The sequence below is a fragment of the Dictyoglomus sp. NZ13-RE01 genome, from assembly GCA_002878375.1.
Lineage (GTDB): Bacteria > Dictyoglomota > Dictyoglomia > Dictyoglomales > Dictyoglomaceae > NZ13-RE01.
The window spans coordinates 92,088-108,232 of sequence record NIRF01000004.1; the positions used below are offsets into that span (position 1 = coordinate 92,088).

Annotated in this window: 13 protein-coding genes; 6 read left to right on the forward strand and 7 right to left on the reverse strand. The window is 32.6% G+C overall.

What is annotated here, in order from left to right; translation table 11 throughout:
- Positions 1–10: 10 nt before the first annotated feature.
- From CBR30_04705 to pheA, 3 genes are read right to left on the reverse strand one after another with little or no spacing between them, the layout of a single operon-like run.
- Positions 11–1,087 (reverse strand): carbamoyl phosphate synthase small subunit, encoded by a 1,077-nt coding sequence (locus tag CBR30_04705; protein ID PMQ01710.1) that lies wholly within the window; start codon positions 1,085–1,087, stop codon positions 11–13.
- A 3-nt stretch (positions 1,088–1,090) separates the two neighbouring features.
- On the reverse strand, positions 1,091–2,284 hold the full coding sequence (locus CBR30_04710) for an argininosuccinate synthase (protein ID PMQ01711.1): 1,194 nt from the start codon (positions 2,282–2,284) through the stop codon (positions 1,091–1,093).
- Positions 2,285–2,341: 57 nt separating this feature from the next.
- Positions 2,342–3,421, reverse strand: coding sequence for a chorismate mutase (pheA, locus tag CBR30_04715; protein PMQ01712.1), 1,080 nt, complete (start codon positions 3,419–3,421; stop codon positions 2,342–2,344).
- A 165-nt stretch (positions 3,422–3,586) separates the two neighbouring features.
- On the opposite strand from pheA, the gene iolB reads away from it, so the two are divergent.
- Genes iolB through CBR30_04740 form a run of 5 tightly spaced genes read left to right on the forward strand, consistent with a single transcriptional unit; the run spans position 3,587 to position 9,153 of the window.
- Positions 3,587–4,390: a 5-deoxy-glucuronate isomerase gene (gene iolB / locus CBR30_04720; GenBank protein ID PMQ01713.1), complete on the forward strand. Its 804-nt coding sequence runs from the start codon at positions 3,587–3,589 to the stop codon at positions 4,388–4,390.
- A gap of 12 nt (positions 4,391–4,402) precedes the next feature.
- Positions 4,403–5,815, forward strand: a complete 1,413-nt coding sequence (locus tag CBR30_04725; protein ID PMQ01714.1) for an alpha-glucosidase/alpha-galactosidase — start codon at positions 4,403–4,405, stop codon at positions 5,813–5,815.
- A gap of 4 nt (positions 5,816–5,819) precedes the next feature.
- Complete coding sequence (locus CBR30_04730; protein PMQ01715.1) at positions 5,820–6,464, forward strand: 2-dehydro-3-deoxyphosphogluconate aldolase; 645 nt, start codon at positions 5,820–5,822, stop codon at positions 6,462–6,464.
- A gap of 35 nt (positions 6,465–6,499) precedes the next feature.
- Positions 6,500–8,383 carry an arabinogalactan endo-1,4-beta-galactosidase gene (locus CBR30_04735; GenBank protein PMQ01752.1) on the forward strand — a complete coding sequence of 628 codons (1,884 nt, stop codon included), beginning with the start codon at positions 6,500–6,502 and terminating at the stop codon, positions 8,381–8,383.
- A complete protein-coding gene (locus tag CBR30_04740) occupies positions 8,383–9,153 on the forward strand; it encodes a 4Fe-4S binding protein (GenBank protein PMQ01753.1) in 771 nt (256 codons plus the stop codon). Before CBR30_04735 ends, CBR30_04740 begins: the two co-directional genes overlap by 1 nt.
- Before the next feature lie 78 nt (positions 9,154–9,231).
- Here CBR30_04740 and CBR30_04745 read toward each other — a convergent pair whose 3' ends face one another.
- The 4 genes from CBR30_04745 to CBR30_04760 all read right to left on the reverse strand — a co-directional run bounded on the left by CBR30_04745 (position 9,232) and on the right by CBR30_04760 (position 15,308).
- A complete protein-coding gene (locus tag CBR30_04745) occupies positions 9,232–10,425 on the reverse strand; it encodes a hypothetical protein (GenBank protein PMQ01716.1) in 1,194 nt (397 codons plus the stop codon).
- A gap of 33 nt (positions 10,426–10,458) precedes the next feature.
- The gene (locus tag CBR30_04750) at positions 10,459–12,426 is read right to left on the reverse strand and encodes a lipid A ABC transporter permease/ATP-binding protein (protein ID PMQ01717.1); all 1,968 of its coding nucleotides are present in this window, start codon (positions 12,424–12,426) and stop codon (positions 10,459–10,461) included.
- Positions 12,423–14,180: a multidrug ABC transporter ATP-binding protein gene (locus CBR30_04755; GenBank protein ID PMQ01718.1), complete on the reverse strand. Its 1,758-nt coding sequence runs from the start codon at positions 14,178–14,180 to the stop codon at positions 12,423–12,425. Before CBR30_04755 ends, CBR30_04750 begins: the two co-directional genes overlap by 4 nt.
- A gap of 69 nt (positions 14,181–14,249) precedes the next feature.
- Positions 14,250–15,308, reverse strand: coding sequence for a hypothetical protein (locus tag CBR30_04760; GenBank protein PMQ01719.1), 1,059 nt, complete (start codon positions 15,306–15,308; stop codon positions 14,250–14,252).
- Positions 15,309–15,481: 173 nt separating this feature from the next.
- Between CBR30_04760 and CBR30_04765 the strand changes: the two genes are divergently transcribed.
- Complete coding sequence (locus CBR30_04765) at positions 15,482–16,087, forward strand: propanediol utilization protein (GenBank protein ID PMQ01720.1); 606 nt, start codon at positions 15,482–15,484, stop codon at positions 16,085–16,087.
- Positions 16,088–16,145: the final 58 nt, after the last annotated feature.

A 16,145-nucleotide genomic window follows, 5' to 3' on the forward strand; every position in this document is an offset into this window, starting at 1 on the left:
TTCCACTCCCCTATGTTATTAACTTTTTAAATTCCTCGAATATGAACTTAGTATCTAATGGTCCAGGAGAGGCTTCAGGATGAAATTGCACAGCTATAATTGGATAATCTTTGTGTTTCATCCCTTCTAACGTTTCATCGTTTAAATTGTAAAACCACACTTCAAAACCAGAGGGTAAAGTATCCTCCTTAACAGCATAGCTGTGATTCTGAGAAGTTATATAAACAATTCCAGTATTAACATCCTTTACAGGATGATTAGCTCCCCTATGACCAAACTTAAGTTTATAGGTCTTAGCTCCCACACTTAAAGCTAAAAGTTGAATTCCAAGACATATTCCTAATATAGGCTTTTCTAATGAAATTATTTTTCTAATAGTTTCTTGAGTATACGGTACATTAGAAGGATCTCCAGGACCATTAGATAAAACAATACCATCAGGATTATAGTTTTTAATGTCCTCAAAAGAGGTCCAAGCAGGAAAAACTTTAACCCTAAAATTACGTTTTATTAACTCTCTTAAAATACCTTGCTTAACCCCAAAATCCAAAAGAGCTATTCTTTTTTCTCCTTCCAAATTTAACTCATAGGGGACTGTAGTTGTAACCCTCCTAACCAAATCTAAATAATTAAAATCTAATCTTTCCAGTTTCTTAGATAATATGAAGGGATCAGACTCTTTAGTAGAAATAACCGCTTTCATTGTGCCAAACTTGCGAATTTCTTTTACTATTTTCCTTGTATCAACTTTATGAATTGCTACTATATTATTCTCAATTAAAAATTCCTTTAGCGATTTTTCACTTCTCCAATGAAATTTGTAATCATTTAACTCTCGTGCTACAATCCCTTTACATACAGGCTTGTTACTCTCCAACATATCTGTATCTACACCATAATTTCCAATTAAGGGATATGAAAAAACAATTATCTGATTAGCATAAGAAGGGTCAGTGATAACCTGAGGATAACCAACCATGCTTGTGTTAAAAACTATCTCTCCAAAACTCTCCCCATCTGCCCCAAAACTTTCTCCTATAAAACTATGCCCTGTTTCTAAAACTAAAATTGCCTCCTTGAAGTTCATTATTCACTCTCCTTTTTTATCCCCCTTTTGGGCATAAAGATAGGATGGTAATCCAAATAGTTTTATAAAGCCAACCGCAGATTCAACGGAGAAAGAGCTCTTTTTCTCATAAGTTGCCAGATCAAGTTCATACAAGGAATATGGAGAATACTTACCTACAATTTCAAAATTCTTATACTCCAACTTAATTCTAACTTTACCTGTAACCCTTTCTTGAGTTTTTTCAATGAAGGATTGCAAGGCTTCTCTTAGTGGATCAAACCATAGACCATAGTAAACTAATTCTGCATACTTATCTTCAATGAATTTCTTAAAGTGTACAAGCTCTCTATGATGAACTAAACTTTCTATAGCAGAATGAGCCTTTATAAGGATAATTGCTGCAGGCGCCTCATAAACTTCTCTGGTTTTTATTCCAACTAATCTATTCTCAATATGGTCTATTCTACCAATCCCATACTCTCCTGCTATCTTATTTAAATTTTCAATTATCTTTAAAGGAGACTTTTTTTCTCCATCCAATTCAATAGGGACTCCCTCTTCAAAGCCTATCTCTATATATCTTACTGGAAGATCAGGTTTAATTTTAGTCCAAACAAAAACATCCTCAGGAGGTTCCTTCCAAGGGTCCTCCAAAATACCCCCTTCTATACTTCTTCCCCATAGGTTCTCATCTATACTATATGGATTTTCTTTCGTCACAGGAACAGGAATATTATTTTTCTTGGCATACTCAATTTCCTCTTCTCTTGTAAAATTCCACTCTCTTACAGGTGCAATAACTTCAAGATCAGGTGCTAACGATTTTACTCCTAAATCTAATCTCACTTGATCATTTCCTTTCCCAGTACAACCATGAGCTACATATTTCGCATTATTTTCTCTTGCTACCTTGACTAAATATTTTGCAATTAATGGGCGAGAAAGAGCAGTGGCAAGAGGATACTGAGACTCATAGAGAGCATTTGCTTTTAAAGCTGGAATTATATAATCCTTTACAAATTCTTCTTTAAGATCCCAAACATAAGCCTTTTTAACTCCTAAATTTTCAGCCTTAGTTTTTATCTCTTCTAAGTCCACTTTTTGTCCTATATCAACAGTTAGAGTAATTACTTCCATATTGTATTTTTGATTAAGCCATTTTATTGCTACAGATGTATCTAAGCCTCCAGAATATGCTAACACAACCCTTTCCATTATCTTTCCTCCTTCTGGATATTTTGACAATTATACAACAAAGATTTTAAAATTGCATTAAAAATCATTTTCCGCCTCAGGATAAGAACCCAATATCTTTATAGACAAACATTCATCTTTTAAAAGATCTAATGCTTTCTGAACTCTTTTCTCCTCTATATGCCCTTGAAAATCAACAAAAAATAAATATTGAAAAGGCAAAGATTTCACTGGACGGGACTGAAGAAGAGTCATATTAATTCCTAAATCATGAAAAGGCTTTAATGCTCTAAAAAGTGCTCCTGCTTGATGCTTAACTGTAAATATAATAGATGTTTTATCTTTCCCAGAAGGACTAACTTTATGTTTTCCTAAAACAAAAAAGCGTGTTCTATTAAACCAATTATCCTGAATATTACGAGCCAATATATTTAGCCCCAAAATCTCTCCTGCCAAAGAGCTTGCAATAGCTGCTCCCATAGGGTCCTTTTTAGCAAGAATAGCCCCATAAGTAGTGCTATTAGTAGGAATTTCCTGAACCTTAGGAAGATTCTCTCGTATCCATTTTCTGCATTGTGCCAATGCTTGTGGATGTGAATAGATCCTTTCTATTTTATCAATGTTATCTAATGTAGATAAAAGACAATGTTGCACTGGCACATAAACTTCCCCAACCACCTTTAACGTAGTCTCTACAAGCAAATCCATAGTAGAACCAACTGTACCCTCCATAGAGTTTTCTATGGGAACAACTCCGTAGTCAATATCATTATTTTCTAAAGAGGAGAATATATTTTCCACTGAAGTGTAAGGTATAAAATTAGAGCCTTTACCAAAGAATTTAATAGCTGCTTGATGAGTAAAGGTCCCCTCAGGTCCCAAATATCCAACCTTAATTTCTTTTTCAATATTTCTGATGAAACTAATTATATCTTTGAAAATTTCAATCAAAGCCTGGGTTGGTAGAGGACCAGAATTTAGTTTTTCAATTTTCTCGAGAATTTCCTTTTCCCTGATTGGATCAAAAATAGATGCTTTATTCTCATTTTTTATTTTTCCTATTTCAATAGCAAGTTTAGCCCTTTGGTTTAAAAGATTTAGTATTTTTTCATCAATTTCGTCTATCTCCTTTCGCAGTTTCTCCAAACTATCCTTCATGGAATTTCCCCCTTCAATTTTTCCCTAAATTTTAAAAAATAAAAAGGAAAATTACAAGATAGATTAATTTTTCTTGACAAAAAAAATATTAAATTATATCTTTAGGAGAGAATCGGGTTTTTAAAATTCTATTTTTTTGACTATATAAAAAAGGAGGATTAAAAAATGTTTAGAAAAGTAAACTTAGAGCCTGGACTAAATCAACTAGTTAAACCTGGAGAAATGGAATTCATTGAATTTGACATTTTTAAGGGAGAAAAAGGTGATAGTTATACATTTTCCTCAAAGGACTACGAAGTAGGAATTATTATCTTAACAGGAAGATGTAACATAAAAGTAGATGATATTTCCTATTCATCCCTTGGAGCAAGACGAAATGTATTTGATGGAAATGCATATTCTCTATATGTTCCTAATAATAAAGAGGTAACAATAGAAGCCTTAGAAAACGTTGAAATAGCAATAGGAAAAACAAAAGTAAAAACAGATGAAGATGTAAAACTAATAAAGCCGGAAGATGTGACAGTAAGAAATGTAGGTGCTGGAAATTGGAGAAGAGATGTAAAAGATATTATTGATAAAAGAATTAAAGCAAAAAGATTACTTATTGGCGAAACTATTAATCCACCAGGAAATTGGTCCAGCTATCCACCTCACAAACATGATAAAGACAACTATCCTTATGAGGTAAGAATGGAAGAAGTATATTTCTATAAATTGAATCCATCTCATGGTTTTGGACTCCAAAGAGTGTATACTCAAGAAGGGGATATAGATAATGTTTATTTAATAGAAGATAATTCTTTACTAATGATAAAAAGAGGATATCATCCTGTAGTAGCAGCACCAGGATATCAACTATATTATCTATGGATTTTGGCTGGAGATACAAGGGAACAATTAATGGCAGACGATCCAAAACATCAATGGATTAAGTATGTGGAGAAGATTTTAAGAGAACTAAAATAAAGGGGGGAAATCATGGCAAATATAAAAATTTCCTTTGTAGGGGCAGGTAGTGTCAGATATACATTGAAACTGTTAGGTGATATTTTTAAAACCAAAGAACTTTTTGGAGTTACCATATCTTTAATGGATATAGATGAAGAAAGACTTAATGCCACTTATGTATTAGCTGAGAAATATAGAAAAGAGCTTTCAGCAGATGTAAAAATCGAAAAAACACTAAGTTTAGAAGAGTCTATTGATTCTGCAAGTTTTGTAATAAATACAGCTTTACACAGAGCAAAAGGGCATGAAGATGGATATGTACAGTATGAAATAATGAGAGAAATAGGAGAGAAACATGGATATTATAGAGGTATAGATAGCCAAGAATTTAATATGGTTTCTGATTATTACACTTTATCTAATTTTAACCAATTAAAACTTTCTTTAGATATTGCAAAAACCGTTGAAAAATTATCTCCAAAGGCTTATCTTCTTCAAACCGCTAATCCAGTGTTTGAAATCACACAATTAGTAAGCAGAGAAACAGATGTAAGAATTATTGGAATATGTCATGGTTTTCATGGGGTTTATGAGGTTATAAATACTTTGAACTTAGATCCCAATAAAGTAGACTGGCAAATAGCAGGAGTAAATCATGGCATTTTTCTAAACAGATTTTTATATAATGGAGAAAACGCATACAAAATTCTGGACCAATGGATAGAAGAAAAATCCCATGAATGGGAACCAAAAGATCCCTGGGATTTACAACTTAGTCCTTGCGCCATAGATATGTACAAATTTTATGGAATGCTCCCTATTGGAGATACGGTAAGAAATGGCACATGGAAATATCACTACAACCTTGAAACAAAGAAAAAATGGCTTGGGAAATTTGGTGGTATAGATAATGAGGTAGAAAGACCCAAATTTTATGAACAACTTAGAGCCTTAAGAAGAAGTGGACTTCAACTTGCAAAACAGATTTTAGAAAACCCTAATATTAATTTAACAGAAATTTTGCCTATTGAATTCTCTAAAGATAAATTGAGTGGGGAACAACAGATTTTATTTATAAATGCCATAGTTAATAATAAAGAAAAAAGATTATTTTTGAACATTCCTAATAATGGAACAATATCTGAATTGCCAAAGGATGTTATAGTAGAGGTACCTTGTATAGTCAACAAAAATGGTATATTCCCTGAAAAAATTGAGCCAGATTTAACAGAGAGAATCAAAAAAATGTATTTATTGCCAAGAATATTAAGAATGGAATGGGCACTTCATGCTTTCAAAACTGGAGATCGTAGAGTCTTAGAAGAAATATTAATAAGAGACCCTCGGACAAAGTCCTATGAACAGGTAAAAAACGTAATTGATGAAATATTAAGTCTGCCTTTTAACGAAGAGATGAGAAAACATTATCAAAAGGAGGAATAAAAGCATGAGTAGATTTCAAACATTAGATAAAATTATTGATTGTGGGGTTGTTGCAGTTATTAGAGTGGATTCTTCAGATGAACTTTTAAACATTGCAAAAGCCTTAAAAGATGGTGGTGTTATTGGAATAGAATTAACAATGACTACTTCTGGAGCTTTAAATATACTTCCAGAGATAAAAAAACAAATGGGGAAAGAAATTGTTTTAGGAGTGGGAACAGTACTTGATCCAGAAACTGCAAGAATGGCAATCCTCGCTGGAGCGGATTTTATTGTCTCACCTATTTTAAAACCTGAGATAATCAAAATATGTCATAGCTATGATAAAGTTGTAATTCCTGGAGCATATACTCCCACAGAGATACTTAGAGCATGGGAAGAAGGCGCAGACGTTGTTAAACTTTTTCCAGCGGAAAGTTTAGGTCCCTCTTACATTAAAGCAATACATGGACCAATGCCATATATAAGAATATCCCCCACAGGAGGAGTTAGTTTAGAGAATGTAGGTGAGTTTATTAAAGCAGGAGCCTGCTTCGTGGGAGTAGGAGGAAACCTGGTAGATAAAAAAGCAGTTAAGGAGCAAAAGTTTGAAATTATCACTCAAACAGCAAAAGCCTTTGTAGAAGAGGTTAAAAAAGCAAGAATTTAATTTAAGAATATATGTCTCTTTTACTAAAGGTATCCATGCCAAAAAATTTTTGCAAAAAATTATTAATCACTATTGTTATGCCATTAATTTTTGGTATAATACTCTCAATTATGCCTGGTATTTCAGAAGAGAGAGTTATTGTTAATCCCATAAAAAATTTGCCTCCAGACTTCATAAGAGGCATGGATGTATCAATGTTATATGAGATCGAAGCTCATGGTGGTAAATTCTATGATAATGGTGTAGAAAAAGATGCATTGCAAATTTTAAAAGATCACGGAGTAAACTGGATCAGACTTCGAATATGGAACGATCCTAAAGATGAAAAGGGAAATCCACTTGGTGGAGGAAACTGTGATTATATAAAGATGACTGAAATCGCCAAAAGAGCAAAAGCATTGGGAATGAAGGTACTCATTGACTTCCATTATAGTGATTGGTGGGCTGATCCTGGAAAACAAAACAAACCAAAAGAATGGGCAAACCTAAAAGGTTCTGCTTTAACAAAAGCTGTTTCAGATTTCACCTATAAAGTTCTAAAATACATGAAGGATAACAAAGCTCTTCCTGATATGGTTCAAATTGGGAATGAAGTTAACAATGGATTTTTATGGTCTGATGGAAAATTAATAGGAGAAAATGTAGGAGGCTTTGATGAATTCATTAAACTCTTTAATGCAGGAGCAAGTGCAGTAAGAAGGATAGATAAAAATATTAAAGTTGCAATACATTTAGCAGAGGGTGGAAATAATGCGCTATTCAAGTGGTTCTTTGGGAACATTATGAGTAGAAAAAATAAATTAGATTTTGATGTAATTGGAGTTTCTTACTATCCTTATTGGCATGGTACCCTTGAAGAGCTAAGAACAAATCTAAATGACATTGCTCAATGGTTAGGAAAAGAAATTGCTATTTTTGAAACGGCTTACCCTTGGACCTTACAAGATGCAGATGGACATTCCAATATATTTGGTCCTGGGATGGAAGAGCAAGGAGGATATAAAGCTACAATCCAAGGACAGGCTTTAGCAATAAGAGACATTATGGAAGTAGTATCTCAGATACCAAATAATAAAGGCTTAGGCATATTTTATTGGGAGGGTTGTTGGATTCCTGTGAAAGGAGCAGGATGGAAAACAGGTGAAGGAAATCCATGGGAAAATCAAGCCCTTTTTGATTTTAATGGAAATGCCTTACCCTCCCTTGATGTATTTAATCTTGTATATGGTAGTAGTTATTATAAGCCTGAGTTTAAAGAAGTTTTGTCTTCTATAAATATTAAGGTCTCTACAGGAGAAATACCAAAACTTCCTAATAAGGTAAAAGTCCTCTTTAGTGATGACTCTATTAGATCCTTGGAAGTTAAGTGGGAAGAGATAAAAAGTGAGCTTCTTTCAACTCCTGGAAATTTCAAGTTAAAAGGGACTATTGAAGGAATAAATGCCAATATTTATGCAGATATTACCGTTATTGGGGAAAAGAACTATATCCAAAATCCAAGTTTTGAATCAGGAAGTCTTGAGCCTTGGAAAGTAATTGGCGATGTATCCGCCGTTAAAGTAGCAAAGGCAAGTCCTCCTCAAAATGCAAAATCTGGGGATTTTGCTTTAAACTACTGGTTAGATAAACCTTTCAAATTTGAGCTTTACCAGATAGTGAAAGGCTTAAAACCTGGAAAATATAGAGTAAGCTTATGGATACAAGGGGGAGGAGGAGAAAACTTAGTACAACTTAAAGTAAGTGGATATGGTGGAGAAGACAAAGCTGTCAACATAGTTAATACAGGATGGCTAAAATGGAGTAATCCCACAATTAAAAATATTGACGTGACCACAGGAGAAATAAGGATTAGTTTAATAATAGATGGAAATACTGGAAACTGGGCATGGGTGGACGACTTCGAACTAAAGGAAGAGTAATAAGAAAGATAAATTTTTTTAATAGAACACTATGGCAAATAATTAGTACCTTAGTCATAAATTCATATTATCTGGCGCCAATAGGGAAGTATATTCCAATTCCTGTTCTTAATTGTTATTCCTGTCCTTTAGCAAATTTTGCCTGCCCTATTGGCACCCTTCAACATTTTATTGTAATAAGAGAATTTCCATTTTTACTTATTGGGATTCTGATCCTTGGGGGAGTATTATTAGGAAGGTATTTTTGTGGCTGGATATGTCCTTTTGGCTTTTTTCAAGATCTATTATACAAAATTCCAAGTAAAAAAATTGTTATAAGCAATAAATTTGCTTTTGTAAGATGGATAATTCTAATTGTTTTAGTAATTTTAGTACCATATTTTACCTTAGAACCGTGGTTCTGCAAGCTTTGTCCAGCAGGTACGTTAGAAGCTGGAATTCCACAAATACTACTAAATGCAAGCCTCAGAAGTTTGGTGGGCACATTATTTGCTTTTAAAGTTTTTCTATTATTACTACTAATCCTGTCAAGCATATTTATATCAAGACCCTTTTGTAGATTTATATGTCCATTAGGGACAATCCTTTCTATTTTCAATAAGATTTCCTTTTATCATTTAGAAATAAAGCCTACTTGTCCCAAGTGTGGACTTTGCAAATCAAAATGCCCTATAAATATTGAGGTTTATAAAACCCCAAATTCGCCTGACTGCATACGCTGTCTCGAGTGTAGAGACTGTGGCAAAGTAGACTGGAAGTTTAAATCCTAAAGAGAGGGGATGAATCCCCTCTCTTTTATAGATAACCCCTAAGGGGGATTTTATCTAATCTTTAGATGAAAAATTTTTCTATTTTATTTCATAGACCAAAATCTTATATCCATCCCCACCCATTACTAACAATATGAGATACCTGTTATCATAAGTCCATTCCATTTTTTCTAAGAAATATTCATTATCTAAGCTTATATTTCTTCTCTGCTCCTTCATTAAAGAACGGATAACAATCTCTTTTGTGGGAGCAAGAAAATGCTCACCTAAGGAATAAACTAAAAACTTTTCATCAAAAGAAAAAACTGGGTGAGAGCCCCTGACATTTAATATTAACCTTTTATCATTTATGGTAAAAATATTAATTTCACTATTTTCCTCAATAGCAATGAGGTTTTCCAAAGGACTTATAACAGGATTACCAATTGCAGGAAAAGAAGCAATCTCTTTAAGGTTAGATAAATCAATAAGCACAACTTCTTCTTTTCCATCTAAGGAAAAAACAAAGTATTTATCATTTTTGGAGAGATTATAAGCAATAATTCTATCCTTTTCATAGAAATATTTCAAATCTTTACCACTTCTTAAATCCTTTATTATTAAAGCATAACTCTTTTTATTACTTGCCATAATAGGGTTTATGATAAAAAGATATTGATCTTTACCACTCATCAAGAAGTCGAACTCTGAATAATCCTTTTTAGTACTAATAGTGTATAATCTCTCCATCTTAGGATAGGTTATCACATTGTACTCATACCACTCATCTAACAAAAGAAACCCTCCTAATAGGTAATTCATTATATGTACCTTTTCAATGAGAAAATTTCCTGAAGGAGAAATAATAATATCTTCTATACTTTCTATCTTCTCTGTAAATACATAGCTTTTTGTATTTACCACATTCTCTTTGTTATAAGGTAAAGGAGAAACAGTTTTCTTTGTAATGTTATAAATTAATGCATAAGGTTCGTTATTTACCACAAAAATTCTTTCAGGATCTAAAAAATGAAAATTTGTTATGGATATATTATCAGCATCTTTAGCCTTTTCGGATCTAACCTTTAACCTAACTAATTCCTTATTATCTTTTAAAGATACTAAAACAAGAGTGTCTTTCTGAGAAAAAGCTAATACGCTACCCAAAATTTCAAAAAAGTTTACGGAGTCACTTCCTATTTTAATAGTCTTTATAAAGTTAATGCCAAATTCTTGTGAAAAAGAAAGGGAACAAAATAGCATGAAGAAAGTAAATACCCAAAATCTTTTCATTATTCATTCTCCTTTACCCACTATTTATAAATATTATACTTTCACATTTAAATTTTGTAATTGGTATAAATGATAATAGAGTCCCTTTTGCCTGATGAGTTCCTGATGATTTCCTTTTTCTACAATTTTCCCTTTATGAAGTACATATATTGTATCAACATTTTTAATAGTAGATAGTCTGTGAGCAATTATGATACTAGTCCTTCCACGTATTAACTTTTCTAAAGCATCCTGAATTAGTCTTTCTGTTTCTGTATCAATGTTTGCTGTTGCCTCATCCAGTATTAAAATTTTTGGATCAAAAACCAAAGCTCTTGCAAAAGCAATAAGCTGTCTTTGACCTGCAGATAAAGTAGCTCCTCTCTCCTGTACAGGTGTTTTATATCCTTGAGGTAGCTTAAGAATGAAATCTTCTGCATTTACTAATCTTGCAGACTCCCTTACCTTCTCCTCAGGTATATCATCTCTATTTAGTCTAATATTGTGAAGAATATCCGTAGCAAAGAGATGCACATCCTGAAGAACAATACTTATATTTTTGCGTAGATCCTCCAAACTTAAATCTTTAATATTTATGTCATCAATCAATATCTCTCCTTTTTGAATATCATAAAACCTTGTTATCAAGTTTATTATAGATGTTTTACCTGCTCCAGTGTGTCCCACAAAAGCCACCTTTTCTCCAGGCTCAATAACAAAAGAAATATCCTTCAAAACCCACTCTTTATCATATGCAAACCACACATTCCTAAATTCTACCTTTCCTTTTACCTTATTCAATCTAATAGGATTTTTAGGAGATTTTATCGTTATTGGCTCATCTAAAAGCATAAATATCCTTTCTGAAGATGCCATAGCATTTTGTAATATATCATACTTTTCTGCTAAATCCTGAATAGGTCTAAAAAATGTATCTAAATAAGAGATAAACAAGAAAAGCATACCAAAACTGATCTCATTCCTTAATATCTGCAGACCACCTGAATATATCAAAAATGCAGTAACAAAACTACCTAAAGCACTTACTAAAGGACGAAAAACAGCATTTACAAAAATAAACCTTAATTGTGCTCCTAATAAAGCATTATTTATAACCCTAAATTCCTTTTCATTTTCTAACTCTCTGGAAAAAAGCTGAGTGATTTTTATTCCTGATATATGCTCCGCAAGATATGCATTAATCCTTGCCAACTGAATTCTAAAATCTCTATAAGCTTTTCTGGCATACTTTCTAAAAATAAAGCTCATATATCCCACTATAGGAAGAGATAAAACTACAATAGATGCAAGCTTCCAATTTAATATAAACATAAAAATGGATAGCCCTAAAATAAGAAATACATCTACAACCACACTGGTTATAACAGAATTGTACATCTCCTGAAGAGTCTCAGGATCATTAGCAATTCTTGTGACAATCCTTCCTACAGGATTTCTATCAAAAAAACTTACAGGAAGCCTTAGAACATGTGAGAATATGTCTTTTCTAAGATCATAAATAATTTTCTGAGAGGTTAACTGGAGTATATAAACCTGAATATAAGTTAAAAGAAAAATTAGTATTATTACAAGAAAGTATAAAAGGGCAGATTTTTTTAAATAGTTAAAGTCCCATGCCCTTAATATTTTTCTATCCCTATATGACATTTTGTTTAGATCCTTTTCAAGAATATAAAAATCTTTATCTAATCTCTTTATAGGATAATTCCTTACTAAGTAATCCCAGTCTTTATTACTAATAAAAGATCTTCTATTTCCATTAATGATATAAACCTTTTCCTCTTTGCCATTTAAATTAATGGTTACAAAGGGATTTATACTATTATCAATAGCACCCTTCACTATATAAGGATTAATTAATTTTAATAGAGTTAGAATTAATATAAGAATGAGAGCAAAAATTATACCTTTAAAATGAGGCTTTGCGTATCTTAAGAGTCTCCTCATTAAACGTGCATCATAAGCCTTACCCAATATTTCCTGCTCATCCAAGTAATTCATTGAAAGTCTTCCTCCAATCTCGATTCCAATCTTTGCTCTTCATATAATTTGGCATAAAATCCACCAATTTTCATTAGCTTCTCATGATTTCCTCTCTCAATTATTCTTCCTTCTTTTAAAACCAAAATCTCATCAGCATCCTGAATAACAGAGAGCCTTTGGGCAATGATAATTAAAGTTTTGTCTTTTCTAATATCTCTTAAGTTTGCCAGAATCCTTTTCTCTGTATGAGCATCCACAGCAGATAAAGCATCATCTAAAATCAATATGGATGGATTTAATGCCAAAGCTCTTGCCAAAGAAATTCTTTGTTTTTGACCTCCTGATAGTGTAATTCCTCTTTCACCCACCATGGTTTCTAATCCCTGAGGGAAATCTTTTAGATCATCATCCAAAGCTACTATCTCAATCAATTTTTTTATTTCCTCATCAGATATATTTGGATTCCCAAAACGTATATTATTAGCAATAGTATCAGAAAATAGAAAACTGTCTTGGGGAACAAAACCTATACTTTTTCTAAGACAACTCAAAGACAATTTTTTTATAGGTATGTCATCAATATAAATCTCTCCCTTTTGTATATCAAATAGACGAGGAATTAAATTAACAATGGTAGTTTTTCCAGAACCTACAGGACCTGTTATACCTAAAATTTTGCCAGGATAAACTTCAAAATTTATGTCCTCTAATACCCATCTATTACTACCATGATATTTAAAGTAAACATGCTCAAATTTTATTTCTCCAATTATTTTTTCCTTATAAATAGAATCCTTGCTATCTCTAATCTCAGGTATCTCATCTAAAACTTCACTTATACGCTCTAAGGAAGCTCTTCCTCTTTGTAATGTATTGACTACTTGCCCTATTGCCATCATAGGCCATATAAGAAGCCCTATGTATCCATTAAAGGCAATAAAATCTCCTAAAGTAATATCACCTGAAAAAACAGCCATTCCTCCAAAATAGAATATGATAAGTACACATAAACCTGCCAAGAACTCTATAGATGGATACATAAACCCCCAAACTCTAACTAATCTAATATTTTTCTCCAATAAATCCTTAGCTTTATTTAGAAAATTTTTCAATTCTCCTTCTTCTTGCACATAAGCTTTTACAACTCTTATACCTGCCACTGTTTCTTCCGCCTTATCTGTTAATATAGCAAAACTTTCTTGAACATCTTTAAACCTTTGATGAGTTATTCTACCAAAAAAGCTCATAGAGAAGGTAATGAGGGGAAGAATTAAAGCTAAGTATAATGTAAGTTTTACATTAATACTAAATAGAAAAAATAAGCTGATTATACCCATAAATAAGGAATCAAAAAACATTACTACTCCAAAACCAAACATTTCTCTAACTGCATTGAGATCGTTTGTAGCTAAAGCCATAAGTTCTCCTGTTTTGTGGTAATTAAAATAATTCACAGATAATTTTTGTAGATGAGAAAAATATTTATCTCTAATCTTAGCTTCTAATTTTCTTGAGGTAGGGATTATAGACATCCTCCAAAAGAATCTAAATAAAGCGGTTAATAATGCAAAAAGAATTAGTATAAAAGAATATATGATGATTTCTTTTACTCCTAATAAACCTTTCCTTAGATTATCAACACCCCATCCTAAAAACCTTGGAGTTATAAGTTGAAAAATATCTGCTAATAAGAGACAGATTATCCCTCGAGTATAATCCCACTTATGTTCCCACAAAAACTTTTTTATATGTCTCAATAAAGGCTTCTTCATACAATCAAAAAATTTTACAAGATTTTCTTCGTTATGAAAAGGGAGGGAATTTATTCCCTCCCTTAGAAATTAAAATCCTATCTTTCCACTTAAAACTGCAGTAGTTATATTATTCGCCAATACATCATATGCAACCCCAGCATCAATTTGCATTAATAGAAGATTAATACCAGCTCCTAAAGTATAGTAAAAGGGATTTAGATTCAAGTCAGTTATTGCTCCAGCCCTTAAGGATAGTAAAACAAAAGGAATCTCAACACCAATATGAACTGTCTTCTCTCCCATCTCAGGATACCAAATATCTGCCAAAGCCTTAATTCCCAAAATAGGAACTTGTGCCATTACCCCTAATCTATATTCTCTTTCTGGTAAATCTAAATTAAAATCTGTATTTTGGGAACTTGTAGAAAGCCAAGTAGAATATAAATTTTTGCCCACTAATCCTAATCTTAAAATTGGGGTAATGTTTAATAGAACCCCTGCATCCACTTTTACTCCATACCCAACCTGAGAACTCGTATAGGTTGTTCCATTATTATAATCATAGACTTCTTTTTGCCCTCTTATTCCTGCAATATTAATTCCATATCTTAGTTTAGCAAGTCCCAAAGGAAGATTTGCAAGAGAGGATGCAAAAGTAACATTTAGGGTAGTTTGGTTATTTCCTTCCGCATGAAGGGTTGCAGTTTGTGTTGATTCAATGTTAGCATTAAAATTACCATCAAAATAATTTGTCATAGCCAAAGAAAAGTTTCTAAACCTTAATCCCCCAGAAATTCCAAGCTTTAAAGTACCATCATATTGTTGTGGAGAAGAAGGAGCTTCACCTTGAGACAAGCTTTGGAATAAATCCAAAACCTTTCTCCAATTCTCTAAATTTTGAGGATCTAAAGGAGAAAGACTTATAGATAAATTTCCTCCTAAACCTAATAAGGAGCTTTTTTCTAATCCTGCAGGATTCCAAAGAAAGGAAAAGCTTGGATCTGATAGAGCGGTAACAGCCCCTCCAAGACCAAGAGCCCTGGAATCAAAAAGAAGTTCAGGAGAAAGATTTGGAACAATATTAGAGGCAAAAGATACTGAGAATAAAAATATTGTAACTAAGGCAAAAAGTTTGATAAGCCTCATTTTGATACCTCCTTTTTAATTTATTATTTTATTACTATTTTACTACTATATTATGTATTTTGCTGTGATTAATATCACAAAAATTAAGAATAAACAAATTTGGAAAAAAGTGGTAAAATATACATGGATAAATTTTTTAATAGAATGTAAAAATCTCAAGGAGGAGTTTGAAAATGGAAGAAATAAAAGTACCGATTGGAGTCTCTGCAAGACATATCCATCTATCAATGGAGGATAAAGAAAAACTTTTTGGAGTTGGTTACAAATTAACCCCAAGAAATCCCTTATCACAACCTGGTCAATTTGCTTGTGAGGAAGAGGTGGAGGTAATAGGTCCTAAAGGAAGAAGTCTTAAATTAAGGATCTTAGGACCAGAAAGAAAAGCAACTCAAGTAGAAATATCTCTTACTGATGCGATTTTCTTAGGCTTAAATCCACCCGTAAGAGATTCTGGAGATATTGAAGGAACTCCAGGGATAAAGGTTATAGGTCCCAAAGGAGAGATTGAGCTACCAAAAGGAGTTATTATTGCCTGGAGACATATCCATACTCCTACAGAAATTGCTGAAAAGTTGGGATTAGTAGACAAACAACTTGTTAAGGTAAGACTTGGTAAAGAAAGAGCCCTTATATTTGAGAATGTTCTAATAAGAGTTAGTGATAAGTTTGCCTGGGAACTACACATAGATACTGATGAGGCAAATGCAGCTATGGTCAGAACAGGAGATATTGCAACATTAATTTTAGAAGACGCAAGAGAAAAGATATTGCTAAAATAGGCACCTTTATTTAAAAACAAAACATATTAGCATAAAAAGGGGGGACTCAAACATCTTA

Bases quoted from the DNA above. Each gene is read 5' to 3' on its own strand.
- CBR30_04765 (PMQ01720.1), top strand. From the start codon at position 15,482: ATGGAAGAAATAAAAGTACCGATTGGAGTCTCTGCAAGACATATCCAT.
- CBR30_04735 (PMQ01752.1), top strand. From the start codon at position 6,500: ATGCCAAAAAATTTTTGCAAAAAATTATTAATCACTATTGTTATGCCA.
- CBR30_04750 (PMQ01717.1), bottom strand. From the start codon at position 12,426: ATGAATTACTTGGATGAGCAGGAAATATTGGGTAAGGCTTATGATGCA.
- iolB (PMQ01713.1), top strand. From the start codon at position 3,587: ATGTTTAGAAAAGTAAACTTAGAGCCTGGACTAAATCAACTAGTTAAA.
- CBR30_04745 (PMQ01716.1), bottom strand. From the start codon at position 10,425: ATGAAAAGATTTTGGGTATTTACTTTCTTCATGCTATTTTGTTCCCTT.
- CBR30_04730 (PMQ01715.1), top strand. From the start codon at position 5,820: ATGAGTAGATTTCAAACATTAGATAAAATTATTGATTGTGGGGTTGTT.
- CBR30_04755 (PMQ01718.1), bottom strand. From the start codon at position 14,180: ATGAAGAAGCCTTTATTGAGACATATAAAAAAGTTTTTGTGGGAACAT.
- CBR30_04710 (PMQ01711.1), bottom strand. From the start codon at position 2,284: ATGGAAAGGGTTGTGTTAGCATATTCTGGAGGCTTAGATACATCTGTA.
- CBR30_04725 (PMQ01714.1), top strand. From the start codon at position 4,403: ATGGCAAATATAAAAATTTCCTTTGTAGGGGCAGGTAGTGTCAGATAT.
- CBR30_04705 (PMQ01710.1), bottom strand. From the start codon at position 1,087: ATGAACTTCAAGGAGGCAATTTTAGTTTTAGAAACAGGGCATAGTTTT.
- pheA (PMQ01712.1), bottom strand. From the start codon at position 3,421: ATGAAGGATAGTTTGGAGAAACTGCGAAAGGAGATAGACGAAATTGAT.
- CBR30_04760 (PMQ01719.1), bottom strand. From the start codon at position 15,308: ATGAGGCTTATCAAACTTTTTGCCTTAGTTACAATATTTTTATTCTCA.